The 25,489-nt window shown below is 68.8% G+C and carries 25 protein-coding genes; 18 read left to right on the top strand and 7 right to left on the bottom strand.

What is annotated here, in order from left to right:
• Positions 1-4 precede the first annotated feature (4 nt).
• The 3 genes from mfd (at position 5) to ACFWMR_RS08110 (ending at position 5,687) form a co-directional block, all read left to right on the top strand.
• Positions 5-3,559, top strand: a complete 3,555-nt coding sequence (mfd, locus tag ACFWMR_RS08100) for a transcription-repair coupling factor (RefSeq protein ID WP_378377932.1) — start codon at positions 5-7, stop codon at positions 3,557-3,559.
• A 206-nt stretch (positions 3,560-3,765) separates the two neighbouring features.
• A complete protein-coding gene (locus ACFWMR_RS08105) occupies positions 3,766-4,770 on the top strand; it encodes a hypothetical protein (protein WP_378377876.1) in 1,005 nt (334 codons plus the stop codon).
• A complete protein-coding gene (locus tag ACFWMR_RS08110) occupies positions 4,767-5,687 on the top strand; it encodes a MazG family protein (RefSeq protein WP_378377877.1) in 921 nt (306 codons plus the stop codon). The genes ACFWMR_RS08105 and ACFWMR_RS08110 overlap by 4 nt, the downstream gene beginning before the upstream one ends.
• On the opposite strand, the gene ACFWMR_RS08115 is transcribed toward ACFWMR_RS08110, so the two are convergent.
• Positions 5,684-6,598, bottom strand: a complete 915-nt coding sequence (locus ACFWMR_RS08115; RefSeq protein WP_378377878.1) for an NADP-dependent oxidoreductase — start codon at positions 6,596-6,598, stop codon at positions 5,684-5,686. The genes ACFWMR_RS08110 and ACFWMR_RS08115 overlap by 4 nt on opposite strands.
• A 66-nt stretch (positions 6,599-6,664) precedes the next feature.
• Here ACFWMR_RS08115 and ACFWMR_RS08120 point away from each other — a divergent pair, with 66 nt between their 5' ends.
• Genes ACFWMR_RS08120 through ACFWMR_RS08145 form a run of 6 tightly spaced genes read left to right on the top strand, consistent with a single transcriptional unit; the run spans position 6,665 to position 11,248 of the window.
• On the top strand, positions 6,665-7,081 hold the full coding sequence (locus ACFWMR_RS08120; protein WP_378377879.1) for a winged helix-turn-helix transcriptional regulator: 417 nt from the start codon (positions 6,665-6,667) through the stop codon (positions 7,079-7,081).
• Positions 7,082-7,135: 54 nt separating this feature from the next.
• On the top strand, positions 7,136-7,678 hold the full coding sequence (locus ACFWMR_RS08125) for an RNA polymerase sigma factor (protein ID WP_093937836.1): 543 nt from the start codon (positions 7,136-7,138) through the stop codon (positions 7,676-7,678).
• Entirely contained in the window at positions 7,675-8,490 is an 816-nt protein-coding gene (locus ACFWMR_RS08130; RefSeq protein WP_378377880.1) for a zf-HC2 domain-containing protein, read from the top strand. Before ACFWMR_RS08125 ends, ACFWMR_RS08130 begins: the two co-directional genes overlap by 4 nt.
• Before the next feature lie 18 nt (positions 8,491-8,508).
• The gene (locus ACFWMR_RS08135; RefSeq protein WP_378377933.1) at positions 8,509-9,312 is read left to right on the top strand and encodes an ABC transporter ATP-binding protein; all 804 of its coding nucleotides are present in this window, start codon (positions 8,509-8,511) and stop codon (positions 9,310-9,312) included.
• Entirely contained in the window at positions 9,309-10,679 is a 1,371-nt protein-coding gene (locus ACFWMR_RS08140) for a hypothetical protein (RefSeq protein WP_378377881.1), read from the top strand. Before ACFWMR_RS08135 ends, ACFWMR_RS08140 begins: the two co-directional genes overlap by 4 nt.
• A complete protein-coding gene (locus tag ACFWMR_RS08145) occupies positions 10,676-11,248 on the top strand; it encodes a hypothetical protein (protein ID WP_378377882.1) in 573 nt (190 codons plus the stop codon). The genes ACFWMR_RS08140 and ACFWMR_RS08145 overlap by 4 nt, the downstream gene beginning before the upstream one ends.
• A 75-nt stretch (positions 11,249-11,323) precedes the next feature.
• Here ACFWMR_RS08145 and ACFWMR_RS08150 read toward each other — a convergent pair whose 3' ends face one another.
• From ACFWMR_RS08150 to efeU, 4 genes are read right to left on the bottom strand one after another with little or no spacing between them, the layout of a single operon-like run.
• On the bottom strand, positions 11,324-11,734 hold the full coding sequence (locus ACFWMR_RS08150) for a PPOX class F420-dependent oxidoreductase (protein ID WP_093937840.1): 411 nt from the start codon (positions 11,732-11,734) through the stop codon (positions 11,324-11,326).
• A gap of 34 nt (positions 11,735-11,768) precedes the next feature.
• Positions 11,769-13,034, bottom strand: a complete 1,266-nt coding sequence (gene efeB / locus ACFWMR_RS08155; protein ID WP_378377883.1) for an iron uptake transporter deferrochelatase/peroxidase subunit — start codon at positions 13,032-13,034, stop codon at positions 11,769-11,771.
• Positions 13,031-14,161, bottom strand: a complete 1,131-nt coding sequence (gene efeO / locus ACFWMR_RS08160; protein ID WP_378377884.1) for an iron uptake system protein EfeO — start codon at positions 14,159-14,161, stop codon at positions 13,031-13,033. Before efeO ends, efeB begins: the two co-directional genes overlap by 4 nt.
• Positions 14,162-14,165: 4 nt before the next feature.
• Positions 14,166-15,014 (bottom strand): iron uptake transporter permease EfeU, encoded by an 849-nt coding sequence (efeU, locus tag ACFWMR_RS08165; protein ID WP_378377885.1) that lies wholly within the window; start codon positions 15,012-15,014, stop codon positions 14,166-14,168.
• A 274-nt stretch (positions 15,015-15,288) separates the two neighbouring features.
• Here efeU and ACFWMR_RS08170 point away from each other — a divergent pair, with 274 nt between their 5' ends.
• Positions 15,289-15,993: a murein transglycosylase gene (locus ACFWMR_RS08170; protein WP_378274313.1), complete on the top strand. Its 705-nt coding sequence runs from the start codon at positions 15,289-15,291 to the stop codon at positions 15,991-15,993.
• Here ACFWMR_RS08170 and ACFWMR_RS08175 read toward each other — a convergent pair.
• The gene (locus tag ACFWMR_RS08175; RefSeq protein ID WP_378377886.1) at positions 15,966-16,886 is read right to left on the bottom strand and encodes an NAD(P)/FAD-dependent oxidoreductase; all 921 of its coding nucleotides are present in this window, start codon (positions 16,884-16,886) and stop codon (positions 15,966-15,968) included. The genes ACFWMR_RS08170 and ACFWMR_RS08175 overlap by 28 nt on opposite strands.
• 54 nt (positions 16,887-16,940) lie before the next feature.
• On the opposite strand from ACFWMR_RS08175, the gene ACFWMR_RS08180 reads away from it, so the two are divergent.
• Positions 16,941-17,510 carry a helix-turn-helix domain-containing protein gene (locus ACFWMR_RS08180; protein ID WP_378377887.1) on the top strand — a complete coding sequence of 190 codons (570 nt, stop codon included), beginning with the start codon at positions 16,941-16,943 and terminating at the stop codon, positions 17,508-17,510.
• Positions 17,511-17,555: 45 nt separating this feature from the next.
• Here ACFWMR_RS08180 and ACFWMR_RS08185 read toward each other — a convergent pair whose 3' ends face one another.
• Entirely contained in the window at positions 17,556-17,969 is a 414-nt protein-coding gene (locus tag ACFWMR_RS08185; protein ID WP_093937907.1) for a tetratricopeptide repeat protein, read from the bottom strand.
• Positions 17,970-18,040: 71 nt separating this feature from the next.
• Between ACFWMR_RS08185 and ACFWMR_RS08190 the strand changes: the two genes are divergently transcribed.
• The 7 genes from ACFWMR_RS08190 (at position 18,041) to ACFWMR_RS08220 (ending at position 25,394) form a co-directional block, all read left to right on the top strand.
• Complete coding sequence (locus tag ACFWMR_RS08190) at positions 18,041-18,529, top strand: VOC family protein (RefSeq protein WP_093937847.1); 489 nt, start codon at positions 18,041-18,043, stop codon at positions 18,527-18,529.
• 104 nt (positions 18,530-18,633) lie between these two features.
• Complete coding sequence (gene eno, locus ACFWMR_RS08195; protein ID WP_093937848.1) at positions 18,634-19,920, top strand: phosphopyruvate hydratase; 1,287 nt, start codon at positions 18,634-18,636, stop codon at positions 19,918-19,920.
• A gap of 330 nt (positions 19,921-20,250) precedes the next feature.
• Entirely contained in the window at positions 20,251-20,613 is a 363-nt protein-coding gene (locus tag ACFWMR_RS08200) for an FtsB family cell division protein (protein ID WP_093937849.1), read from the top strand.
• A 57-nt stretch (positions 20,614-20,670) separates the two neighbouring features.
• Positions 20,671-21,147, top strand: a complete 477-nt coding sequence (locus tag ACFWMR_RS08205; RefSeq protein WP_007028815.1) for a DUF501 domain-containing protein — start codon at positions 20,671-20,673, stop codon at positions 21,145-21,147.
• A gap of 181 nt (positions 21,148-21,328) precedes the next feature.
• Positions 21,329-22,489 (top strand): lytic transglycosylase domain-containing protein, encoded by a 1,161-nt coding sequence (locus tag ACFWMR_RS08210; protein ID WP_378377888.1) that lies wholly within the window; start codon positions 21,329-21,331, stop codon positions 22,487-22,489.
• Positions 22,490-22,564: 75 nt separating this feature from the next.
• Positions 22,565-23,518: a Ppx/GppA phosphatase family protein gene (locus ACFWMR_RS08215; protein WP_378377889.1), complete on the top strand. Its 954-nt coding sequence runs from the start codon at positions 22,565-22,567 to the stop codon at positions 23,516-23,518.
• 256 nt (positions 23,519-23,774) lie between these two features.
• The gene (locus ACFWMR_RS08220; protein WP_378274317.1) at positions 23,775-25,394 is read left to right on the top strand and encodes a peptide ABC transporter substrate-binding protein; all 1,620 of its coding nucleotides are present in this window, start codon (positions 23,775-23,777) and stop codon (positions 25,392-25,394) included.
• Positions 25,395-25,489 lie beyond the last annotated feature (95 nt).

Here is a 25,489-nt window from a genome sequence, read left to right on the forward strand (position 1 = left end):
TCCATTGTCCGGACTCCTTCATTCCATCCTTCCCGATCCGGCCCTTCGCGGGGTCGTCGAGCGGGCCGGTGCCCCGGTGCTCGAGCTCCAGGGCGCGATCGCCACCCGCCAGCTGGTCGCGGGCGCCCTCGCCGCGGACGAGGGCGCCGGCCGCCCCGTGCTCGCGGTGACGGCCACCGGCCGCGAGACCGACGAGCTGACAGCTTCGCTGAAGTCGTTCCTCGGCGAAGACGCCGTCGTCGACTTCCCGTCCTGGGAGACGTTGCCGCACGAGCGGCTGTCCCCGCGGGCGGACACCGTCGGGCGGCGGCTGGAGGTGCTGCACCGGCTCAAGACGGGCACCGACGGCCTGCGCGTCGTCGTCGCGACCGTCCGCAGCCTCATCCAGCCGATGGCGCCCGGGCTCGGTTCGCTCGCGCCGATCGACCTGGTCGTCGGCGAGGAGCAGAGCTTCGAAGTGCTGTTGGACAGGCTGGTCGAGCTCGCGTACACGCGGGTGGACATGGTCGAGAAGCGCGGCGAGTTCGCCGTGCGCGGCGGCATCCTCGACCTGTTCGGGCCGACGGCGCAGCATCCGGTCCGGGTCGAGTTCTGGGGCGACGAGGTCAGCGAGATCCGCGCGTTCGCGGTGTCCGACCAGCGGTCGCTGCCCGGCGAGATCCAGCACGTCAGCGCGCCGCCGTGCCGTGAGCTGCTGCTGACCGAGCCGGTGCGCGCGAAGGCCGCCGAGCTGGCGACGACGTACGAGGCGGACGCGCAGCTCACCGAGATGCTCACCAAGCTGTCGGGCGGGATCCCCGTCGAGGGCATGGAGGCGCTCATCCCCGTACTGTGCGAGGGCGAGCTCGACCTGCTGACCGACGCGATGCCCCAGGGCACGCACGTCCTGCTGGCCGATCCGGAGAAGATCCGCGCCCGCGCGGCCGACCTGGTCCGAACCGGGCAGGAGTTCCTCGAAGCCTCCTGGACCACCGCCGCCGCGGGCGGCCAGGCACCGATCGACCTCGGCGCGTCCGCGTACCGGGACCTCGCGGAGATCGCGAAGCACGCTCAGGAGACGAAGCGTCCCTGGTGGACGCTGACGCAGCTGGCCAGCGACGATCCCGACGTCTACCGCGTCTCGGTCGAAGCCGCGCCGAACTACCGCGGCGAGGTCGAGCGCGCGACGACCGACCTGCGCGCGCACACGGCCGCGGGCGGGACGGCCGTGCTCGTCGTGGCCGGGCACGGCACCGCGACCCGCGCCGTCGAGCAGCTGTCGGCGGGGGAGGTGCCCGCGTCGCTCGCGGAAGGCATCACCGGACCGCTGACGCCCGGCGTCGTGACGGTGACGTGCGGTGGTCTTTCGGACGGTTTCGTCTCGCCCGAACGCGCGCTCGTGGTGTTGTCCGAGTCGGATCTGACCGGCCGGGGCTCCGGCGCCGGAACGTCCACAAAGGACTTCAGCACCAAGATGCCGTCGCGGCGCCGCAACGCCGTGGACCCGCTCGCCCTCAAAGCGGGCGACTACGTCGTGCACGACCAGCACGGCATCGGGCGGTTCGTCGAGATGGTGCAGCGCACCGTCGCCGGCGCAACCCGCGAGTACCTGCTGCTGGAGTACGCGTCTTCCAAGCGCGGGCACCCGGGGGACAGGCTGTTCGTCCCGACCGACCAGCTAGACGAGGTCTCCCGCTACGTCGGCGGCGAGCTGCCGACGCTGAACAAGCTCGGCGGGTCGGACTGGAAGAACACCAAGGCCAAGGCGAAGAAGGCGGTCAAAGAGATCGCCGCGGAACTGGTGCAGCTCTACGCCGCGCGGCAGGCCGCGCCCGGGCATCCGTTCGGGCCGGACACCCCGTGGCAGGGCGAACTCGAAGACGCCTTCCCGTTCACCGAGACCAACGACCAGCTCGCCGCGATCGACGAGGTCAAGGCGGACATGGAACGCGGCGTCCCGATGGACCGCGTCATCTGCGGCGACGTCGGCTACGGCAAGACCGAGATCGCGGTGCGCGCGGCGTTCAAGGCGGTGCAGGACGGCAAGCAGGTCGCGGTGCTGGTGCCCACGACGCTGCTCGCGCAGCAGCACCTCAACACCTTCACCGAACGGATGAGTTCGTTCCCGGTGAAGATCAAGGGGCTCTCGCGGTTCACGAACAAGACCGAGTCCGACGCGATCCTCGAGCAGCTGTCCTCGGGCGACGTCGACATCGTGATCGGCACGCACCGCCTGTTGCAGACCGGGATCCGGTACAAGGACCTCGGCCTGGTGATCGTCGACGAGGAACAGCGGTTCGGCGTCGAGCACAAGGAACACATCAAGGCGCTGCGGACGCACGTCGACGTCCTGACGATGTCGGCGACCCCGATCCCGCGCACGCTGGAGATGTCGCTCGCCGGGATCCGCGAAATGTCCACGATCCTGACCCCGCCCGAGGACAGGCACCCGATCCTGACCTACGTCGGCGCGTACGACGACAAGCAGGTCGGCGCCGCGATCCGGCGCGAACTGCTGCGTGACGGCCAGGTCTTTTACGTGCACAACAGGGTTTCCTCGATCGAGAAGGCCGCGAAGCGCATTCGAGAGCTGGTGCCGGAGGCGCGCGTCGTCACCGCGCACGGGCAGATGAACGAGGAGAAACTCGAAAAGATCATCCAGGGTTTCTGGGAGAACGAGTACGACGTGCTCGTCTGCACCACGATCGTCGAGACCGGGCTGGACATCTCGAACGCCAACACGCTCCTAGTGGAACGCGGTGACCTGCTGGGTCTGGCGCAGCTGCACCAGCTGCGCGGACGCGTCGGGCGCGGACGCGAGCGCGGGTACGCGTACTTCCTGTACCCGCCGGAGGCCCCGCTCACCGAGACGGCGCACGACCGGCTCGCGACCATCGCGCAGAACACCGAACTGGGCGCGGGCATGGCCGTCGCGATGAAGGACCTGGAGATCCGCGGCGCGGGCAACATCCTCGGCGCGGAGCAGTCCGGGCACATCGCGGGTGTCGGTTTCGATCTGTACGTGCGGCTGGTCGGCGAAGCGGTCGACGCGTTCCGGCGGCACGCGGGGGCGGAGACCTCGGAAGAGGAGGAGCTCGCCGAGGTCCGCGTGGATCTTCCGGTGGACGCGCACATCCCGCACGACTACGTCCCGGGCGAGCGGCTGAGGCTGGAGGCGTACCGCAAGATCGCGGCCGCGCCGGATCAGACCGGGCTCGACGCCGTGCGCGAGGAACTCATCGACCGCTACGGCCAGCCGCCCGCCCCGGTGCGGCGGCTGCTCGCCGTCGCCGCGTTCCGGCACACGTGCCGCGCGGCGGGGGTCACCGAGGTCGCCGTCCAGGGCACGTCGATCCGGTTCGCGCCGTTGCCGCTGGCGGATTCGCAGATGGTGCGGCTGAAGCGCTTGTACCCCAAGGCTCTCTACAAGGCGGTGACGAACACGGTTTCCGTGCCGAAGCCGACCGAGGGCCCGGCGGGTGGCCGCATGGGCGCCCCGGCGCTGCGGGACGAGGAACTTCTCGACTGGTGCGCGAAGCTGCTGACGAATCTGATGAAGTCGCCGGCTCCCGTCGCGTAGCTCCTAGGGCTGCTTATGCTGGGTGGGAGATCGGCGAACACGCGTGATCCGGCTCCGGACACGCGAGTTCGGGCTCCAAACACGCGTGATCCGGTTTCACGGACGGGCATCCGGGACGATGTCCCGGCTTCGGCTCGCGAGAAGCCGAATCGCGACTGACGACCTGGTTCTCTCGCAGGGGCCGGTATGAGAGGGTAGGCGCTGTGATGCGGATCATGGGGCGCCGTTGCGCGCTGGTCGGGGTTCTTGCCGGTTCTCTCCTGCTCGCCGGCTGCAACGCCGGACCCGGGCAGGTCGGTGCCGCGGTGATCGTCGGCGGCAAGACCGTTTCGGTGGATCGCGTGCAGGAACTGATCGACAAGGCCGTCCGCGAACATCCGTACGGGCAGCAGCTCGCCAGTGAGCACAAGCTCGATCTCGTCGGCCGCGAGATCGTGCGCCAGGAGATCCTCCACGACCTCACCGAGCGCGCCGCTCAGCGGGAAGGCATCCGGGTCGACGAGGCCCTCGTCGTGAACGCGTTGCAGAACGATCCGCTGGCGAAGCCGATGGAAGCGAATCCGCAGAACGATCCCGCGATCAGCGTGCAGCAGCTCGTGGCGCGCGTGCGGGACCACCGCGATTCCCTGGTCGACGCGGCGCTGCAGACCCAGCTCGCGATGAAGTACCTGGACAAGCTCACCGTCACCTTCGATTTCAGCTCGGTCTCCTCGACCGACGCCACCGGCTCCGACGCGGACAAGCTGCGCGAGCAGGCGATCGAGAAGGCCCGGAAGTTCGCCGCCTCGCCGAACGCGGCCGCCGAACTGATCGCGCAGGACCAGCAGGCGTCCGACACGCAGGCCGGGACCGGCCAGAAGCTGCCGGCGATGCAGTCGCCCGCGACCGCGGCCACCGTCCTCTTCGGTCTCGAACCCAACACCGTCGCCGCGTTCCAGCCGACACCGCAGCAGCCGCTGTGGGTCGTCGTCGTGGTGCGTGAACGGGCCGCCGACAAGCCCGTCGCGTCGGATCAGGCCGCGCAGCCCAACGCTCTGCAGCTCGCCGCGGTCGGTGTCCGGCTCCTTCAGCCGTACCTCGACCAGGTCGACCTCAAGGTCAATCCGCGCTACGGCGTGTGGGATGTTGTCGGTATGGACCTCGCGCCCAACGAAGCTTCGAAGAAGGGCATCGTGCTGCCTGTGCACGGTGCCGCCCCGCGAAACCCGTGACCGCTGCCGTCGTCGTGATCGCCCGAGGGGCGACACTGCCCGCCGAGGCGCTTGCGATCTTGCGAAGCAGTCACGCCGTGTACGCGGCCACCGACGTCGATCCTGACGTTTTCGGGGTTCCCTCACTCGGCGACGCGCAGGTGCGCGACGCCGTGCTCATCGCCGGTTCGCGACGGGAACCGAAGGCCGCGGCGCTGATCGGGTCGGGCGCGCGGGTGATCGAAGCGCCCGTTCCTCCGCTGGTCGAGGCCGCCGAGGTGATGGACCGCCTGCGCTCGCCGGGCGGATGCCCGTGGGACGCCGTCCAGACACACGAGTCGCTGCGCCAGTACCTGGTCGAGGAGACCTACGAGCTGCTCGACGCGATCGAGGAGGGCGACAGGGCCGCCTTGCGCGAGGAGCTCGGCGACGTCCTGCTCCAGGTGCTGTTCCACGCGCGCGTCGCCGCCGAGGACGACGGCGACCCGTTCGGGATCGACGAGGTCGCGTCCGAACTGGTCGCGAAACTCGTCGGGCGTCATCCGCACATATTCACCGATGCCCCACGAGTCGAAACCGTCGATCATCAGAACCTCAAGTGGGAAGAACTGAAGCAGGCCGAGAAGGGGCGGCAGTCCATTGTGGATGGCGTCGCGCTCGGCCAGCCCGCGGTGGCGCTGGCAGGCAAGCTCGGCCAGCGCAGCGGCCGCGCCGGGATCCCACTCGATCTTTTCCCCGACGGTTCCGAAGCGGCGGCCCAGCTCTTCCGGGTGGCCGCGACCGCTCGCCGGGCCGGCATCGATCCCGAAGGCGAGCTCCGCGCCGTGGCGAAGCGGTTCGCGCGGGACATCCGCGCCGCCGAGCAGGCCGCCCGCGACGCCGGTCTCGAACCGACGACGCTGGAGGCCGACGGCTGGCGCAAGTTCTGGCCGAGCTAGACGGTCAGCACGAGCTTGCCCTGAACGCGTCCGGACTCGCTCAGTTCGTGCGCCTTCGCCACCTGTTCGAGCGGGAAGACCTCGGCGATCGAGACCCGCAGTGAACCGGCGTCGGCCAAAACGGCGATTTCCGCCAGATCCGTTCCGGACGGATTGACGTAGAACTCTTCGAAACGGAGTCCGCGTTCCTGGGCCTTCCGCCGGACCTCCGTCCGGTCGGGACCGTGCCCGACGATGTCGATCAGCGAACCTCCCGGTTTGAGCGTTTCCAGGGAGCGAGGGCCGTAGTCGCCGGAGATCGGGTCCAGTACGACGTCGATGACCTGCGATTTCGAAAAATCGCCGGTCGTGTGGTCGATCAGTTCGTCCGCGCCGAGGTCCCGCAGGAACGTGTGCTTCGCCGCCCTGGCCGTCCCGATGACGTACGCGCCCCGGGCCTTCGCGATCTGGACGGCGAGATGACCGACCCCGCCCGCCGCGGCGTGGACGAGCACCCGGTGCCCCGGCCCGACCGGGAAGACCTTGGTGAACGGCTGCCACGCGGTCAGCGCCGCGATCGGGAGCGCGGCCGCCTCGACGTGATCGAGACTTTTCGGTTTCAGCGCGAGAGCGTCTTCGCTGACCGTGACGTACTCGGCGTACGAGCCGTTCGGCGGGAACGTGACGCCGTAGACCTCGTCGCCGGGACGGAACCGCGTCCCGGCCGAGTCGACCACACCCGAGAAGTCGAGTCCCACGGTCAGCGGCAGGTCTCCGACGACCAGCCCGTTCCGGATCTTCCAATCGGCCGGATTCACCCCGGCGGCGTGGACGCGCACCAGGACCTGGCCCTCGCCTGGAACTGGCTTTTCCGATTCGGTGAGCTGAAGAACGTCGGGCCCGCCGAACGCGTTCTGCTGGATCTTCCGCATGGGAAAAGCATGTCGGTGCCTGGTACCCGTTGTGAAGTAGGCACTCTCCTGATATCTAGGTACCTCATGGGTACCAACGACGAGCGGCGGTTGTTCGAGGAATGGGTGGCCGTGCACGGCCGTGACTGCCCGTCCAGGACGGTCATCGAAGTGCTCGCGAACAAGTGGGCGCTCTACGTCCTCGGCGCGATCCGGCGCTATGAGCGGCCGATGCGGTTCAGCGAACTTCGCCGCCTGCTCGACGGCATCACGCAGAAGATGCTGACCCAGACCCTCCGCGCCCTGGAACGGGACGGGCTGATCCGCCGGGACGTCTATCCCACCGTCCCGCCCCGGGTCGAGTACGGGCTGACCCCGCTCGGCGTCGACGTCGGCAGGCTGACGAACGCCGTCGCCGAATGGGCCGTCGAAAACGTCGACCAGATCTTCGCCGCCCGTTCCGCTTTCGACGAGAAAGCGGCCGAGACCGTGCAGCCGCTGTGACGCGGGACACAATCGAGTGAGAACCGATTCCGTGATCTCGACGTCTTGCCGGGTGTGAAGGGAACGGAACCGGACGAAGAGCAGCTCGTCCGCCGCACGGCCAAGGGTGACCGCGCGGCTTTCGAGGAGCTCTACCGCCGCACGTCGCCGTGGCTGGCCGTACGCCTGCGCCGTCGCTGCGCCGACGAGCAGATCGTCGCCGAGGTGATGCAGGAGACCTACCTCGCGGTCTGGCGCGCGGCGGGCGCGTTCGCGGGTTCGGCCGTCGGCGGGAGCGCCGTCGGCTGGCTCTGGACGATCGCCGCGCGGCGGCTGGTGGACGCCTTCCGCCGCCGGGCACGGCACGCTCAGCCGCTGCCGGTCGCGGAAACGACCGTCTCGCCCGCCGCCGAGGACGAGGCGCTGGCCGGTGCGGTCGGCGACCACGTCGGCGACGCGCTGCGCCGACTCGCTCCCGAACTACGGCAGGTTTTGCAGGCCATGGTGCTCGACGGGCTGACCGTCCGGGAGACCTCGGTCCTGCTCGGCCTGCCGGAAGGAACCGTCAAGACCCGCGCGAGGCGGGCTCGGATCGCGATGCGGGAGGCGCTGTCGTGAACAAGGAACACGTGACCGGACAGCTTCTCGCCGCCTATGTCCGCGGCGACGACGGTTTGGCGGGCGACGAGGTCTGGGCGGTCGAAGCCCACCTCGAATCGTGCGCGGAATGCCGGGGGAGGCTGTCCGAGGTCAGCTCGCCGATGGTGTCGGCGCTGGTGGACGACGTCTGGGCGGGGCTGGGCCCGAAACTGGCCGAAACGGGGCCGGGGCGGTCGAGAAGCCGGTGGGCCGGGCGGCTGCACACCTGGGTGACACCGGTGATGCTGCCGTGGCTGGTGATGATCATCCTGATCCCGGCGATCGGCTTCCTGCTGGACGGGGCCGGCTTCGTCTGGAGCGGGGGCTACTCGTTCGTCCAGCTCTTCTCACCGGTCCTGCCGGTGCTCGGGGTCGCGGTGTCCTGGTCCAAGGGCCTCGATCCCGCCTACGAACTCGTCACTTCCGCACCGAGGGGCGGGTTCTACCTGGTGCTGCGCCGGACGACGGCGGTCCTTGCCGTCGTCCTGCCGATACAGGCCCTCGCGGGCTGGATCGCGGGCGGCGGATTCGGGCTCGGCCTCCTGCCGAGCCTGGCCTTCACCACCGGGACGCTCGCGCTCGGCGGGCTGATCGGCGTGACCCGTGCGGCGTATGCCCTGTCCGGGATCTGGATGGCGGTGATCCTGGCGCCCGCGGTGGCTTCGCGGGGACACGCCACCGCGCTCGATCCCCACTTGCTTCCGATGTGGGGCGTGATCTTCGCGCTGACCGCGGTCGTGGTGGTGCTCCGGCGGAGCTCCTTCGGCCTGCTCAGCGGAACCGAACGATAGAACGAAGGGGAGAACATGATGCGAGCTGTCGGGGCCGCGGAGGTCGCGCCGACGACCTACGCGTGGCAGATCAAAGCGGAGGGACTGAAAGTCCGGGTCGGCAAACGCAAGTTCGCCGTGAACGGGCTGGATCTGGAACTCGGCACGGGGGTGCACGGTCTGCTCGGCCCGAACGGGGCAGGGAAGACCACGCTGATCCGGGCGCTGGCGACGGTGCTCCGGCCGGCGGAGGGAGGGCTGGCGCTGCTCGGTGAGTCCGTCGGGGGGGTCACCGATCAGCGCCGCCTGCGCCGCCGGATCGGCTATCTGCCGCAGAATTTCGGCTACTACAAGCGGTTCACCGTCCGCGAGTTCGTCGAGTACATCGCGTGGCTCAAGGAAATGTCCAAAGAGGACATCCCTGGGGCGGTGCAGCGTTCGATCGAACGGGTCGGCCTCGCCGATCGCGCCGACGACAAGATGAAGACACTCTCCGGCGGCATGGTGCGGCGGGTCGGGATCGCGCAGGCGATCGTGAACGATCCGGACGTCCTCCTGCTGGACGAGCCGACCGCCGGACTCGATCCGGCGCAGCGCGTGCGGTTCCGGGAGCTCATGCAGGAAATGGGGCGTGACGCCTGTGTCGTCGTCTCCACGCACCTTGTCGAGGACGTCGCCACCGCGTGCACCGACGTCGTCCTTTTCGAAAGCGGCAAACTCGTCTTCCAGGGGACCCCGGACGAAATGGCCGCCGCCGGGAGCGCGGAACACGTCGGCGACAGCCCGATCGAGCGCGGGTACTCGGCCCTTCTCGGGCACGAGCCGGGGAAGGGGAACTGGTGAACACACGGATTCTGCGGATCGAACTCCGCCGTTCCATCGCCCCTTGGGCCATGCTCGCAATCCTGGTCGTCGCGTTCGGCTTCCTGTATTCGTTCAGTGGTCCGTGGACACGGACACCGCTCGCCTGGGACGAGCACTGGGGGCTCGCCGCGCAGTGGAGCCGGTTCCTGCTGGTGTTCCTCTGGCCGATAGCGATCGGCGCCGGAGCCATCCAGGGCATGCGGGACAGCCGGTCCGGCACGGCCGAACTCATGACCACCATGCCGCGTCCCGGGTGGCAGCGGGCCGCGAAACTCGCCGGTGCGCTGGGCGGTCTGCTGGTGCTGGGCTATCTGCTGGTCTTCGCCGTCGGTGCCGTCCAGGCCGTTTTCAACGACGGGTTCTTCACTTTCGGCTGGCTGCCGATCGTCGTGGTCGGCGTGCTGGCGATGCTCGCGGGTGCCTGGCTCGGGCTCGGCCTCGGCCGGTTGCTGCCGCATCCGCTGACGGCGCCCGCGGTGGCCGTCGCCGCCCTCGTGGTCATGATCGTGGCCCAGATCAGCGGGTCGGAGGGCAGCGTGATCTCCGGGTTCGTCCCGTTCCGGGCCACTTTGCTCGCTCCCGCGATGGACGTCGTCAACGATCCGTTCACGACCACATCGGGCCGAATGGATCTCGGTCAAGGGGTCTGGCTCGCCGGGCTGGCGGCGACCGGCTTCCTCCTGCTGGCGGTTCGGTCCGCGCGGGCGAAGGCACTCGCCGTCGTCCCCGCGCTGGTGGCGGTCGCGATCGCGTTGCCCGTGCTGCCCGGCAGCACGGCCGAGGCCAAGGCCGTCGATCCGCGCGCGACGGCGATGGTCTGTGACGGCCCGGTCTGTGTCCCCCGCGCGATGGAGTACGAACTCCCCCGGCTCGCCGGGCCCGGCAAGGAAGCGTTGCGGCTGCTGGGAACACTGCCGGACGCACCGGTCAAGGTCACGGTGCGGGACCGCCGACTGGGCTACGACGAGGTGCCACCGCGTGCCGCCGACACCGTCTCCGTGGACCTGCTGGACTGGTCCGTCCGTTCGCTCTCGGTGCCGGACGACGTGACGCGGGCACTGGTCGCCGGCGCCGGGACAGCGACCTGCTATTCCCTCCACGGTGTCGACAAGTCCTTCATGGACGAAGTCACCGCGCGGGCGATCACGTCGAGCTGGTTCCTCGATGAGTGGAAGATGCCGAGCGGTTACTGGATCGACGAGGTGAAGAACGAGCTCCTCCAGAAGCAGGATAGCTTCCGTGCCCTTCCGGCCGAAGTGCAGCGAGAGCGGATCATCGCGGTGCGGCAGGCGGGCCTGACCTGCCGGGGTAATCAGCTCGACATCCTGCTCGGCGGTGCGCGATGAGATGGGCGGTGCTGTACGCCCGCTCGCGTGCCCTGCCCGCGTCGTTCGCGGCGCTGGCGGTGAGCATGGCGGTGATCTGGTTCCTGGCACGGGACCGCTGGTCGATGATCCCGGTTTCCCTGGCGTTGCTGGTGGCGATCGCGGTGACCGCCATCGGCCTCAGCGGGCAGGACGTCGATCTCGACCGGACCGCCGCGATCCGCTGGGTGCCTCGTCGCGGCCTGCATCTCCTGCTGATCGGCGGCCTCGCCGTCGGTGCCGTGCTGCTGCCGCGGCTGTGGGAGGCGGACCGGGTCCCGGTGGAGATCATCGTGCGGAACGCGGGCGGCCTGCTCGGCCTCGTCGGGATCGCCGCGGTGCTGTTCGGCGGGGCCTTCGGGTGGACGTTGCCGCTGCTCGTGTTCGTCGTCTCGTTCGTGGCCTGGGCCACCACGTCGGGCATGGACACCACACACCTGGTGATCACCTGGCTGTTCCAACCCACCGACGTGGCCGCGGCCACGTGGACCGCCGCGGTGCTCGGTGTGGCGGGCCTCGGGACTTACTCGGTCTTCGGTAACCGCCGCTGAACCCACGCCGGATGTCATGAAAGGGGCGTTCCTGACGAATTTCGTCAGGAACGCCCCTTTCATGACATCCAGGAGTCAGACGTTCCGGTTGTGCGGGACGAGATCGAGCGGGTCGTGGTCCGGGTCGTCGACGCCGAGGCTGATGATCCGTGTGGGATGGATCCGGATCACCGCGCCGTCGAGATGGCCGTCGGGGGTGAGGGCGCCGGTCAGCGCCTCGGCCCGGCCCCGGATCTCCAGGCAGCGGACCCTCGGCGGGTCCTGCGAGGGCATGTCGTCCACGACGAACGCGGCTTGCCCGTTGGCGGCCACGTTACGGAACTTTTTGCTCTTCGCCAGTTCGTAGCCCCTGATGTCGATCGTCCGGGTCTCGGTGTTGTAGGCGTAGCCGACCGGGCTGACCTGCAGCGTCCCGTCCGGCTGCGCCGTCGCGAGCCGCCCGAGTCCTTGGGTGGCGAGGTAGTCGAGTTCCGCTTCACTGAACATGGAAGCCAGTGTGCGATCTCCACTTAACTGGAGGTCAAGAGAACAGGCCCTCGCCCCAGAAGCCGCCTTCGCGCACACCCGGCGGCACCGCGAAATGGGCGGATCCGGTGTGCTGCACGTACTCCATCATCGCGTCCTTCGACGACAGCGCCTGCTGCATCGGCACGAACTGCTTGCGCGTGTCCCGGTTGAAGGCGAGGAAGAACAGCCCCGCTTCCAGGTGCCCGACACCGTCGGAACCGTCGACGAAGTTGTAGCCGCGACGCAGGATCCGCGCCCCGTTCAGATTCTCGTGCGACGCGAGCCGGACGTGCGAGTCCTCCGGGATCAGCTTTTCACCGCCCGCGCCCCCGACCTCGAAATCGGGGGTGTCGAACTCGGCGGACTGACCCAGCGGCGCGCCCGCGCCCTTCGACCGGCCGACGATCCCTTCCTGGCCCTTCAACGATTCCCGGTCCCAGGTCTCGATGTGCATCCGGATCCGCCTGGCCACCAGGTAAGACCCGCCCGCCATCCACGGCTGGCCGTCTTCGGCCGTCGCCCACACCTGGTCGCGCAGGACGTCGGTCTCCTCGGCCTTGACGTTGCGCGTCCCGTCCTTGAACCCGAACAGGTTCCGCGGTGTGGACTGCGCCCGCGACGTCGACGAGCTGCGGCCGAATCCGAGCTGCGACCAGCGCACCGCGGTGACGCCGAAGCCCAGCCGCACCAGGTTCCGGATCGCGTGCACGGCGACCTGCGGATCGTCCGCGCACGCCTGGATGCAGATGTCGCCGCCACCCCGCGCGGGATCGAGTTTGTCCTGCGGGAACAGGGGGAGATCGATCAGCGCGGCGGGCCGTTTCGGGGCGAGCCCGAACCGGTCGTCGAACAGCGAAGGGCCGAAACCGATGGTCAGCGTGAGCGACGACGCCGCCAGGTCGAGTGCCTCGCCGGTGTCGCTCGGCGGGGCGGCGGGGGCGCCACCGACGGCGCCGCCCGTCCCGACCTCCTGGCCCGCGGTCATCCGCCGGGCGGCGTCCGTCCACGTGCGAAGCAGCTTGACCAGCTTCTCGCGGTCCTTCGTCGTCACGTCCAGCGAGACGAAATGCAGGTTCTCCTGCACCGGCGTGACGATCCCGGCCTGATGCTCGCCGTGGAACTCGACGACGCTCTGCGCGGCCTGCGCCGGGCTGTCCCCGCCGAGGAGCCGGTTCGCGCCGATGCCGGCCGCCGCGCCGGTTCCGACGAGAGCGGCACCCGCTCCGGCCATGCCGAACAGTTTCCGGCGGGAGACCGGGGTTCGCTCCGGCCCGGTCATTGCGCCGCGACCTCGGCGACCTTGCTCAAGGGTTCGCTCAGCGCGTCCACCGCCGACGCGAATTCCTTGATCTGGTCCTGGCTCAGCGCGGTGTAGGGCTTGAAGCCATCGCCTTCGCGCTGCTTGTCCAGCAGTGCCTGCACATTGCCGAACTCTTTGTCCAAAGTGGACACCAGGGCCGCTTCCTTGGTCTGCAAGAGCGGGCGCAGCGAGGCGATCGCGGCCTTCGAACCGTCGAGGTTGCCCTGGAAGTCCGACAGGTCGGTGTGCGAGAACGCTTCTTCCTCGCCGGTGATCTTGCCGGTGGCGATCTCGTCGAGCAGTTCCTTGGCACCATTGGCCAGATCGAGCGCGTTCAGTTCGATCGACGCGGACTTGGTGACCAGTTCCTTGACGTCGGCGAGCAGCTGGTCGGCGATCTGACCGGCGTCGGACTGGAGTCCGGTCACCCAAAGGTCCTTCTCCAGCCGGTGGAACCCGGTGAACTTCTGGCCCGGTTCGAGATCGGCCTCGCGCGCGTCGATCTTCGGGTCGAGGTCGCCGAACTTCTCGGCCACCGGCTCGACGCGCTCGAAGTAGACGCGAGTGCGGGCGTACGCGGCCTTCGCCTCGTCGACCTTGCCCGCTTTCACCAGCGCGACGAACTTGGTGGTCTCCTCGTCGAGCGCCTTGGTGTTGTTGGCGACGTACTCCGCGTAGCTCTTGACCGCCTGCGCCTTCTGCGAGTTCGGGTCGTTCTGCTTGGCGCCGCCGCCGGTGACGGTGAAGTCGCCCCGGATGCCGGTGCCGGTCATCCCCGGTTTGCACGCGGTCTGGTACTTGCCCGCCTCGGCGACCTCGACGATGAGCCGCCGGTTCAGCCCCGGCGCGATGTTCTCGACCTCGCCCATGATCCGGTCGCCCTCGGCGTAGAGGTAGAACTCGGTGACCTTGCTGCCCTTGTTGGTGATCTCGAAGGTCACGTTGCCCGCGTTCGCGGTGTTCACCGAGACGGCGCAGGCGCTGTCGGACGCTTCGACCTTGATCGGGCCACCGGCCGCGGCGGGTTTTTCCTCGCCACCACCGCAGGCGGTGAGCACCAGGGCGCCGACGCCGGCGAGCGCGGCGAGCGGGAATCGACGAGACACGGGGTCACTCCTTAACGGCGGCCGCGACGGGAGTCGCTGTGGCCTTCTTCTTGGGCCTGAGGAACAGGGGCAGCACGATCGCCACGTACGCGACCCACGCGACGGCCTGCAAGACCGTCGTCTGCTGCGAATAGTTGAAGATCCCCTTGAGCAGCGCGCCGTACCAGCTGGTCTCCGGCAGGACGGCGGACGCGTCGAACGCGAGCGTGTTCAGACCGGGCAGGAAGGCGGCCTCTTGCAGGTCGTGCAGGCCGTAGCCGAGCACGCCCGCCGCCACGAACACCAGCAGCACACCGGTGATCGTGAAGAACTTGCCGAGGTCGAACCGGACGGCGCCGCGGTAGATCAGGTACGCCAGCACGATCGCGACGAGGATGCCCGCGCTGAAGCCGATCAGCGGTTCGGTCGTCCCGCCCTCGCCCTGCGCGGTCTGCACGGTCGAGTAGAAGAACACCGCCGTCTCCAGGCCTTCGCGGCCGACGGCGAAGAACGACAGGACGAGGACCGCGACAGGGCCGACGTCGAGCGCTTCGTCGAGCTTCCCGCGGAGTTCCGCGGCGATCGTCCTCGACGCCTTGCGCATCCAGAAGATCATCGCCGTCACGAACCCGACCGCGACGATCGACAGACCGCCGCCGAGCAGTTCCTGCTGCTCGAAGGTAAGCTGGGCGGTGGAATAGGTGAGGATCGCGCCGACCCCGACCGACAGCAGGACCGCGACGCCCACCCCGAGCCACACCCAGCGCAGCGCGTGCCGTCGTTCGGTCTTGACCAGGAACGCGACGAGGATGCTGACGACGAGAGCGGCTTCCAGGCCTTCCCGCAGGCCGATGAGCGCACTCGCGAACCACACGTCGTTCTCCCTGGTCGTGCCGACTGAACCTCCTGGTTTTAGGTAAGGCTTCCCTGAAAGTCCAGGGGGAGTGACGCGGCCCGGAAGCGGACGAAACGTTTGAAGAGGTCTTGATCGGACGGAGTGCTCGTAAGCATTCCCAGGTCAGGGCGGCCTGAATGGTTCACATAACGAATCGGCCGCCGAGGAGCGGTCGCCGATTCGCTTTACCGTCAGTTGGCTTCGTAAGCCGAATGGGTCATCGCCCGGAAGTGTGGCGAAGTAACCTGACCGGGTGGCCGAAACCGCCCAGAGCACCGAAGCCCCGGAGCACCCTGCCCGCCCTCTGCCGCCGTACGTCCCCAGGCTCGCTTTCGCGGGCGGGCTCGTGCTCACGGGTGTGGTGCTGATCATGACCGTCGGGGTGAACCGGCCGGGCGGGGAACCGCCGCCCCCGCCGCCTCAGCCTCAGCCCGCGCTCGCAGTTCCGGATCAGAAGCCGCAGCCCGGGGTCGCGACGCCGCGAGCCGGGCTCGCCGCGCCCCCGGACCGGCCGACCGTTTCCGACGCGGCCGAACTGGAGACCTGGGCGAACCGGGTGGCCGCCAAGACCAGGCTCTCCGCCACCGATCTGTCCGCCTACGGCCGGGCCGAGATGTGGCTTCGGCGGCAAAAGCCGGGCTGTCACCTTTCGTGGGCGACCCTCGCCGGCATTTCCCATGTCGAAGCGGCGCAGGGCAGGCCCGGGCCGATCACGCTCGATCCCGGCGTCTGGGCGAAACACTCCGCCCGCGCCAGAAGCGACGGCAAGCAGCCGGATCCGAAGGACCTCGACGACGCCGCCTTCACCACCGCCCGCTACCTGTGCGCCGCCGGGGACGACGTCGCCACCCCGGAGGGCTGGTGGAAGTCGATGCGGACGTTCGACCCGGCCGTTCCCTACGCCCAGGAAGTCTTCAGCGCGGCCGACGCCTACGCGGACGCCAGCGTCGCGCCCTGATCCTCGAGCACCAGATCGAAATTGAGCACCGTCGCCATCCGGTAGGCGTCACCCGCCGCGACGACCAGTTGCGCCATCGGATCGACGACATTCCCCGCCGCCCAGACGCCGTCCACGTTCGTCCGGCCCTGCGCGTCCACCGCGATCGAGCCGGTTTCGGTGCGCGCGCAGCCGATCTGGGCGAGCAGCTCGTCGTGCGGGACGAACTTCGGGCCGACGAACACGACGTCGCGTTCGACGACTTCGCCGTCGACCAGCCGGACGCCGGTCAGCCGGTCGTTTTCGACGGCGAGTTCGGAAACCTTCCCGTCGACGATCCGGATGCCCAGCCCGGTCAGCTTCGCCCTGTCGTCGGCGGAGATCTGCTGCGTGTGCGTGAAGAACGTCAGGTCCTTGCTCCACTGCCAGACGATCAGCGCCTGGTGGACCGCCTTGTCGGAGGTGGCGAGCACGCCGAACCGCTGATCGCGCACTTCCCAGCCGTGGCAGTACGGGCAGTGCAGCACGTCGGTGCCGAAGCGCTCCGCGACGCCGGGGACGTCCGGCAGCTCGTCGGCCAGTCCGGTGGTCACGACGATCCGGCGCCCGCTGATGACCCGGCCGCTCGCCAGCTCCACCGCCCTGTCGTGCCGCAGCCGGTGCACGACGTCGTCGACGATCTCCACGCCGTAAGCGCGGACTTCGTCACGACCTGTCGCCAGTAACTCTTTGGGTGGAATTCCGTCCCTGGTCAGGAAACCGTGCGAGTGCGCGGCCGGGGCGTTGCGCGGGCTTCCACCGTCGATCACGACGACCTTGCGCCGCGCCCTGCCCAGTACCAGCGCCGCGCTGAGGCCCGCGACACCACCGCCGATGATCACCACGTCGTATTCGTCGTTCATGCTCCCGAGCATCCGGAGTTCTTCGAAATCTGGCAAAGTTCATTGCCGATTTGGCAAACTGAGTTCATGGAGGACATCGAACGGCGGCTCGCCGAGGTCGGCCCGAAGCTCAAACGGCTTCGCAAGGAACGCGGCACCACCCTCTCCGCGCTCTCGGAAACGACGGGGATCTCCGCCAGCACGCTCTCGCGGCTCGAATCGGGTACCCGGAAGGCCACCCTGGAATTGCTGCTCACCTTGTCGGCGGCGCATCAGGTCCCGCTCGACGAACTGGTCGGCGAACCCGAGCCGTCCGATCCGCGGGTCCGGATGAAGGCCCAGAAGTTCGGCAGGTTCACCGCGTGGGCGCTGACCGCGCAGCCGGGGCAGCCGCAGGCGTTCAAACTGCTGATCCCGGTGGAGGACATCGAGCCGGTGCAACGGACGCACGAGGGCTACGAGTGGATGTACGTCCTCAGCGGACGGTTGCGGGCACTGCTCGGCGACCGTGACTTCACGATGGGACCCGGCGAGGCCGCGGAGTTCGACACGCGGGTGCCGCACTGGTTCGGGAGCGCGGGGCCGGGGCCGGTGGAGCTGCTGGTGCTGTTCGGCAAGCAGGGCGAGCGCGCCCACCTCAAGGCCAAGTCCAAATGAGAGCAAAGGTCCCTTGCTCCCGCGGCCGTGGTGGCGGTGGGCAGGTCAGTCGCGCAACGCGATCCTCGCGCTGACCTCGCTGATCGCTTCCAGATACTCCGGGATCGGATGCATCGCCGACGCGATCCGCATCTGCGCGAGCGCCTCGGTCAACCGCCCGAGGCGCTGGAGGGTCCGCCCGAGCACGAACCGCGCGTAATGATCGGTGGGATCCATTTCCAGCACCCGGGTGAAGGCGCGCTCGGCCCGCCGCAACTGAGCGGAGTGGAAGTACGCGCGGCCCGCCAGCAGCTGAACGCTCGGCTTGTCGGTTTCTTCCTCCAGCAAGGGCTCGAGGGCTTTGAGGGCGTCGAGCGGCCTGCGGCTTTCGACCAGCGCCTCCGCCTGTCGGAAGGCACGGAACCGAGACTCGCCGGACGAGTCCTGACCGGGTTCTGGGGCGGGTTCGGCATCCATCATGGTCCGCTCCACGATACGCCGGGGCAGGGCCGATCTCGACTGCTGAAACGGTCATGGTGGACTGTCCTGCCATGAGCAGTGCCGAAGCGGATAGGCCCGAGAACGAGCCCGGTTACCTCGGGCTCGCGCCGTACCTCTACTACTCCGACGCGACCGAGGCGGTCGCGTGGCTGGTCAGAGTGTTCGGGTTCACCGAGGAGGTGCGCTTCGCCGACGCCTCCGGAGAGGTGTTCCAGGCCACCCTGTGCGCCGGCCCGGCCAAGATCCAGCTGGCCGGGGTCGGCCCCGAGTACTGGCAGGCCAAGGGTGTCGACGGCCCGGTCGGGCAGCTGAACATCGTCTACGTCGCCGACGCCGACGCGCAGTACGAGCGTGTCCGCGCCGCGCTGGGCGACGACGCCGACCTCGACGCGCCCCAGGACCAGCCCTACGGCGCCCGTGTGTTCACCGTCTCCGACATCGGCGGCAACAGCTGGACTTTCTGGCAGCAGTTCTCCGACACGGTGGAGCTTCCGTCGGGCTGGCGGGAAGTCCGCGCAGGTGAACCGGTCACCGACTAGGTCCGTTCGAAGCTCGATGTGGCGCGTGCCTCCAACGGGTGAACGACGCCGACGGCTAGGCTGGGCCCCGTCACCGCAGGCACGACCCACATGAGGAGCATGGCGTGGCGCTCATCGAGCAGGTAGGCGCTCGCGAGATTCTGGACTCGCGAGGCAACCCGACGGTCGAAGTGGAGGTGGCTCTCGACGACGGCACGCTCGCGCGGGCCGCGGTCCCCTCGGGTGCGTCCACCGGCGAACACGAAGCCGTCGAGCTGCGTGACGGCGACACCGGCCGGTACAACGGCAAGGGTGTCGAGCGCGCGGTCGCGGCCGTCCTGGACGAGATCGGCCCGGATCTGGTCGGCACCGACGCCGTCGACCAGCGCATCGTCGACCAGAAGCTGGTCGACCTCGACGGCACCCCGGCGAAGTCCCGCCTCGGCGCGAACGCCATCCTCGGCGTTTCGCTCGCCGTCGCGAAGGCCGCCGCGGAGTCGGCCGAATTGGAGCTGTTCCGCTACCTCGGCGGGCCGAACGCGCACGTGCTGCCGGTGCCGATGCTGAACATCCTCAACGGTGGCGCGCACGCCGACACCGATGTGGACATCCAGGAATTCATGATCGCGCCGATCGGCGCCGAGTCGTTCCGCGAGGCCCTGCGCTGGGGCACCGAGGTCTATCACTCGCTGAAGTCGGTCCTGAAGGGCCGCGGCCTGTCCACCGGCCTCGGCGACGAAGGCGGCTTCGCGCCCAGCCTGAAGAACAACCGCGAAGCGCTCGACCTGATCCTTCAGGCGATCGAGAAGGCCGGGTACGCCCCGGGCCGTGACGTCGCGCTCGCGCTCGACGTCGCCGCGACTGAGTTCTTCTCCGACGGCGCGTACACCTTCGAAGGCGCGAAGAAGAGCGCCGAGCAGATGTCGGCCTACTACGCCGAACTGCTGCGCGACTACCCGCTCGTGTCCATTGAGGACCCGCTGAGCGAGGACGACTGGGACGGCTGGGTCCAGCTGACCGCCGAGATCGGCGAGAAGGTCCAGATCGTCGGCGACGACCTGTTCGTCACCAACCCGGACCGCCTCGAAGAGGGCATCACCCGCCGCGCCGCCAACGCGCTGCTGGTGAAGGTCAACCAGATCGGCACGCTGTCGGAGACCCTCGACGCGATCTCGCTGGCCACCTCGTACGGCTACAAGTCGATGATGAGCCACCGGTCCGGTGAGACCGAGGACACCTTCATCGCGGACCTGGCCGTCGCGACCGGTGTCGGCCAGATCAAGACCGGCGCCCCGGCGCGCGGCGAGCGGATCGCCAAGTACAACCAGCTGCTCCGCATCGAGGAGACCCTCGCCGACGCGGCTCGCTACGCCGGCGACCTCGCGTTCCCGCGGTTCAGCCCGGAGGGGTGAGGCGGAAGTGTCTTTTGATCTTTTGAAGTCGCGCCTTTTGGTCGCAAGGCCCCGCTATCGCGATGGCAGGGCGCCCTTCACGTGCTCGGAGGGTTTCAAGGCGGAACGCCGCGCCCTGGCAGCGCGATCGCGGTCGGCGCGATAAAGATGATGGCAGACCGGGGGAGGGCGCGGACCCGTCGTAGCGGGCGTGCGGACGGCGGTGGCTCCGGCAGGGGCCGCCGGCCGGAGAGCGCCCGTCGTACGACGACGAACGAGGTCCGCGCCCGAACCCGGCTGCGCCGCAGCCTGGCGGCGAAGAGGGCATCGGGTGCCGCGAAGGTGCTCGGCATGTCCACCACCCGCCGGGCCGCGGTGGTGGCGATCGTGGTGTGCGCGCTCGCGTTCACCATCGCCGTCCCGCTGCGCACGTACCTCAGCCAGAAGTCCGAGGTGAACGAGCAGCAGCAGTTGCAGTCCGAACTGCAGCGGAGCGTCGCCCAGCTGGAAGGCCGCAAGGCCGAGCTGAGCGACCCCGCGCAGATCGAGGCCGAGGCGCGTAAGCGCTTCGGTTTCGTGAAGCCCGGCGAGACGCCGTACATCGTGCAGCTCCCCGAGGACAAGGTGCCCGAGCAGGGCGAGCCGCAAGGCCAGCAGCCGGTGCCCGCGGGCTCCTGGTACGAGAAGCTGTGGGATCAGGTCGCGGGCGGCTGAACCTCCCCCTTTAGCCTTAGGGGTGTGAACAGCACGGAAAAGTCTTCATACGAGCCTGTGACCGACGCCGACCGCGAGATCATCGCGGAACAGCTCGGCCGGGCACCCCGTGCGCTGCGCGCCGTCGCCGCGCGCTGCCCGAGCGGCCACCCGTCGGTCGTGCAGACCAGCCCCCGCCTCGACGACGGCACCCCGTTCCCGACGCTCTACTACTTGACCTGCCCGAAGCTGACGTCGATGGTGGGCACGCTCGAGGCGTCCGGGCTGATGAAGGAGATGACCGACCGGCTCGCGGAGGACCCCGAGCTGGCGGCCGCCTACCAGCGGACCCACGAGAGCTACCTCGCCGAACGCGACGCCATCGACTCGCTCGGCCACGAGGTCAGCGCGGGCGGGATGCCCGGCCGCGTCAAATGCCTGCACGTCCACCTGGCGCACACGCTCGCCGTCGGCCCCGGCGTGAACCCGTTCGGCGACGAGACCCTCGCGCTGCTGAAGGCCAACGGATGGCCGTCGGGCGACTGCCAGGGGTAACACCGGCGCCCGGTGCACAGATAGTTCCTCCAGGTGGGTTAATTCACCCCTTGTCGACCAACTCATCCTCCCTATGGGGTGAAACCGGTCACCGTATGCGGCAGGCTGTGCACGGTCGAGGGTTGTCGGGGTGGGAAGTACCGGATCGCCGGATCGCGATCCGCCGGGAGGGTTCTGAGGTATGCGCGTGAGGCACGTGCCAGGCGCGGTGACAGGTCATGTCAGGAGACTCTGTCTCCGGCACCGCACGATCGCCGCGGTGACCGGAGGTGTCCTCGCCATCGTCCCGGCCGGTGCCGCGGTCGTCGGTGCCGGCAGCTGGGCCGCGACGGCGGGCACGATCCACACCGACAACGTCGCCCTCGTCGGCGGCTATGACCCCAAGAACCCGCTCGTCCAGCAGATCGGCGTCGACGGCAGCCTGCCGAACGCGCCGACCCCGCTCCCGCTCCCCGCGGACGAACTCCCCAACGGTCCGCTCGGCATCCCGGTCACCGCGCTCGCCGCGTACCGCAACGCCGCCGACATCCTCATCGCCGAACAGCCCGGTTGTCACATCGACTGGGCGCTGATCGCCAGCATCGGCCGGATCGAGTCGAACCACGCGCGCGGCGGTTACGTCGACGCGAAGGGCAACACCCTCGAACCGATCCTCGGCCCGCAGCTCAACGGCGCCGGACCGTTCGCGGCCATCCCGGACACCGACGGCGGCAAATACGACGGCGACACCGTCTGGGATCGCGCCGTCGGCCCGACGCAGTTCATCCCGTCGACCTGGGCCCGCTACGCCTCCGACGGCAACGGCGACGGCGAGTCGAACCCCAACAACATCTTCGACGCCGCACTCGGCACCGGCCGGTACCTGTGCTCGGGCGGACTCGATCTGTCCAAACCGGACCAGTTGCGCGCGGCCGTGTTCCGCTACAACAACTCCGACACCTACGTGAACACCGTGCTCATCTGGGCCGAGGCCTACCGCACGGGAGTGCTGCCGACGCCGGACAGCAAAGTGCCCGTCGGTGCCCCGAACGCGGCCGCCGCTCCGCCGCCCACGTCGGTGCCGCCGCCTCCGCTGCCGTCGACGCCGCCCGGTTCGGTGCCGCCGCCGTCGAGCACGTTGCCGGGGACGAGTACGAGTTCGTCTTCCTCGTCGAAGCCGCCGACGAGCAGCTCGAAACCGCCTTGTCAGCCTGTCACCGAGACGGCGACGGTGCCGACTTCGACCACGAGCCCGACGACCACGACACCCCCGCCGCCGACGACCTGTACCTCGCCGACGACGACGACCACCACGACGACGACGTTGCCGACAACGACCTCCAGCGGTGCGGGAACCACCTGATCGGCATTGACTATCCATCCATGCCCCCGCCACCACCCTCAACGGAGAAGCTCCGCTCCGCTGTAATCTCCGGGCATGCCTCGTGTTGCCGCGATCGACTGTGGGACCAACTCCATCCGCCTGCTCGTCGCCGAGCTGACCCCCCGTCACGACGGGACGGTCGACCTGCGCGACCTGCACCGCGAGATGCGGATCGTCCGCCTCGGGCAGGGCGTGGACGCCACCGGCAGGCTGGCCCCCGAGGCACTCGAGCGCACCCGCAAGGCGCTGGCCGACTACACGATCGCCGCGCGCCGCAAGGGTGTCGAGAAGGTCCGCATGGTCGCGACGTCGGCGACGCGCGACGCGAGCAACCGCGACGAGTTCTTCGCGATGACCCGTGAGGTGCTCGGTACCGAGGCCGAAGTCATCAGTGGCGACGAAGAGGCGCGGCTGTCCTTCACCGGCGCCGTCGGCGAGCAGGATCCCGACGACGGCCCCTTCGTGGTGGTCGACGTCGGCGGCGGCTCGACCGAACTCGTCGTCGGGACCTGGGACGGCCGCCGGGCCGAGGTGATCGCGGCCAAGTCGGTCGACATCGGCTGCGTGCGGATCACCGAACGCGCGCTGAAGTCCGACCCGCCGACAGCGGGCGAGATCGCTGAAGCCCGCGAGCTGGCCGCCAAGGTGCTCACCGAGGCCTTCGACGTCGTGGACGTGTCCACCGCCAAGACGTGGATCGGTGTCGCCGGGACGGTCACGACCCTGACGGCCGTGTCACAGGGACTGTCGGAGTACGACTCCGAGCGCACCCACCTTTCGAAGCTCTCCCACGCCGAGATCGACCGGGTCGCGCAGTCGCTCCTCACCGCCGGCCACGCGACCCGCGCCGCGAACCCGGTGATCCACCCCGGCCGGGTCGACGTGATCGGCGGCGGCTCGGTGATCGTGCAGGTGCTGGCCGAACAGTTCGCCACGCGCGGTGGTCCCGACGAGCTGGTGATCTCCGAGCACGACATCCTCGACGGGATCGCGCTGTCACTGGCTTGACAGCCGGGTTTCTCTTGCGTGAAGCCATTTCTTTCGGTGATCAAGTGGTGACCTCAAGTCCGGATTAGACCATTCGGCGCAGCCGTGTTCCTACCAAGGTTGTGCTCTGACCGGGTGGTCCCGGATACCGTCACCCATTTGCAACACCAACGCACTGTGATCGCCTTCACCTGTCCCATAGCGTCGTCTCACCTTCTGGGCGGTGGGGCGCGACCAGCGCCCGCCGGACTATCCGACGACGAGAGTTGGAGGGGACATGCGGGCTTCACGCGGGTTCTGGGGAGCGACGGCGGTGGTGGCCACGGCGGCCCTGCTGCTGACGGCCTGTGGGGGTGGTGGATCCAAGGACGAAAAGGGATCCGGCGCCGCTGACGCCAACGCGGCGGTCTCGGTCTACGGCACCGAGCCGGAGAACTCGCTTATTCCCGCCAACACCAACGAACTCGGTGGGTCCAAGGCGCTCAAGCCGGTCTTCTCGGCGCTGGTCGGCTACAAATCCGACACTGCCGAGCCGTACAACCTGATGGCCGAATCGATCACCACGACCGATTCCAAGGTCTTCGACATCAAGATCAAAAAGGGCTGGAAGTTCCACGACGGGACCGAGGTCAAGGCGAAGAACTTCGTCGACGCGTGGAACTACAGCGCGAACGGCAAGAACGGCATGCAGAACGCGTCGTTCTTCGAGCAGATCCAGGGCTACGACGAGATCAGCGCCAAAGAGCCGGCCGTCAAGGAGATGTCCGGGCTCAAGGTCGTGAACGACTACGAGTTCCAGGCCACCCTCAAGGGCCCGTTCTCGGTGTTCGCCACCAAGATCGGCTACCTCGCCTTCGCGCCGCTGCCGGACAAGTTCTTCGCCGACCCGGAGGCGTTCGCCAAGGCCCCGATCGGGAACGGACCGCTGAAGTTCGTTTCGCGCACGCCCAACCAGAACATGAAGCTCACGCGCTTCGACGAGTACCAGGGCGAGGACAAGGTCAAGTTCAAGGACCTGGAAGTCCGCATCTACACCAGCCAGGAGACCGCGTACCAGGATCTGCTGAGCAACCGTCTCGACTTCATGGAGGCGCTCCCGCCGTCGGCGAAGGCCGGCGGTAAGTACAAGGCCGACCTCGGTCAGCGCCTGGTCGAAGGAAACCTGCTCGGCATCAGCGCGCTCGCGCTCCCGTACTACGTCCCGGGCTACGACAACCTGGACCTGCGCAAGGCGATCTCGCTGGCCATCGACCGCGAGCAGATCGTCAAGACCGTCATGAACGACACCTACGCGCCGGCCGACGGCTACGTTTCGCGCGGTATCGAGGGATACCGGCCGGGCGTCTGCGGCGAGTTCTGCAAGTTCGATCCGGCCAAGGCCAAGGAGCTCTTCGCGAAGTCCGGTTTCACCGGCAAGCTGACCATCGCTTCGAACGCCGACGGTGGCCGCAAGGAGCCGCTGGTCGCGGCGTGCAACAGCATCAAGAACGCGCTCGGCGTCGAATGCGACTTCGTGCCGGCGACCGACTTCGGCCAGTGGCGCAGCATCGTCAACAACCGCCAGCTGACCGGCATGGGCCGCTCCGACTGGTCGGCCGACTACCCGTCGATCGAGAACTACCTGAACCCGCGCTACAAGAGCACTGGTTCGTCGAATGACTCCACGTACAACAACCCGGCCGTCGACGCGCTGCTGACCCAGGCGGACCAGACCGCCGACAAGGCGGCCGCGATCAAGCTGTACCAGCAGGCCGAAGACCTGATCGCGAAGGACCTGCCGCAGATCCCCGTGTGGGAGGAGAAGGGCGTCGGTGGCAAGTCGAACCGGCTGAAGGTCGCGAAGCTCGACTTCGGCCGTCTCGCTGACTACTCGTCCATCGAGGTCGCGGCGAAGTAAACGCGTGGTCGCGCCGGCCCGGGGCGCCACGCGCCCCGCCCGCCCGGCCCCCCCCCCCCCCCCCCCCACCCCCCCCCCGCCCCCCCCAGCCCCCC

This window comes from Amycolatopsis thailandensis (genome assembly GCF_042723255.1).
GTDB lineage: Bacteria > Actinomycetota > Actinomycetes > Mycobacteriales > Pseudonocardiaceae > Amycolatopsis > Amycolatopsis thailandensis.

What these genes read in the sequence shown, in the direction of transcription:
- ACFWMR_RS08185 (WP_093937907.1), bottom strand. Translation starts at nt 17,969, where the DNA reads ATGATGGATGCCGAACCCGCCCCAGAACCCGGTCAGGACTCGTCCGGC.
- ACFWMR_RS08145 (WP_378377882.1), top strand. Translation starts at nt 10,676, where the DNA reads ATGAGATGGGCGGTGCTGTACGCCCGCTCGCGTGCCCTGCCCGCGTCG.
- ACFWMR_RS08200 (WP_093937849.1), top strand. Translation starts at nt 20,251, where the DNA reads ATGTCCACCACCCGCCGGGCCGCGGTGGTGGCGATCGTGGTGTGCGCG.
- ACFWMR_RS08220 (WP_378274317.1), top strand. Translation starts at nt 23,775, where the DNA reads ATGCGGGCTTCACGCGGGTTCTGGGGAGCGACGGCGGTGGTGGCCACG.
- efeB (WP_378377883.1), bottom strand. Translation starts at nt 13,034, where the DNA reads ATGACCGGGCCGGAGCGAACCCCGGTCTCCCGCCGGAAACTGTTCGGC.
- ACFWMR_RS08150 (WP_093937840.1), bottom strand. Translation starts at nt 11,734, where the DNA reads ATGTTCAGTGAAGCGGAACTCGACTACCTCGCCACCCAAGGACTCGGG.
- ACFWMR_RS08215 (WP_378377889.1), top strand. Translation starts at nt 22,565, where the DNA reads ATGCCTCGTGTTGCCGCGATCGACTGTGGGACCAACTCCATCCGCCTG.
- ACFWMR_RS08190 (WP_093937847.1), top strand. Translation starts at nt 18,041, where the DNA reads ATGAGCAGTGCCGAAGCGGATAGGCCCGAGAACGAGCCCGGTTACCTC.
- ACFWMR_RS08180 (WP_378377887.1), top strand. Translation starts at nt 16,941, where the DNA reads ATGGAGGACATCGAACGGCGGCTCGCCGAGGTCGGCCCGAAGCTCAAA.
- ACFWMR_RS08115 (WP_378377878.1), bottom strand. Translation starts at nt 6,598, where the DNA reads ATGCGGAAGATCCAGCAGAACGCGTTCGGCGGGCCCGACGTTCTTCAG.
- ACFWMR_RS08105 (WP_378377876.1), top strand. Translation starts at nt 3,766, where the DNA reads ATGCGGATCATGGGGCGCCGTTGCGCGCTGGTCGGGGTTCTTGCCGGT.
- ACFWMR_RS08135 (WP_378377933.1), top strand. Translation starts at nt 8,509, where the DNA reads ATGCGAGCTGTCGGGGCCGCGGAGGTCGCGCCGACGACCTACGCGTGG.
- ACFWMR_RS08120 (WP_378377879.1), top strand. Translation starts at nt 6,665, where the DNA reads ATGGGTACCAACGACGAGCGGCGGTTGTTCGAGGAATGGGTGGCCGTG.
- ACFWMR_RS08210 (WP_378377888.1), top strand. Translation starts at nt 21,329, where the DNA reads ATGCGCGTGAGGCACGTGCCAGGCGCGGTGACAGGTCATGTCAGGAGA.
- ACFWMR_RS08175 (WP_378377886.1), bottom strand. Translation starts at nt 16,886, where the DNA reads ATGCTCGGGAGCATGAACGACGAATACGACGTGGTGATCATCGGCGGT.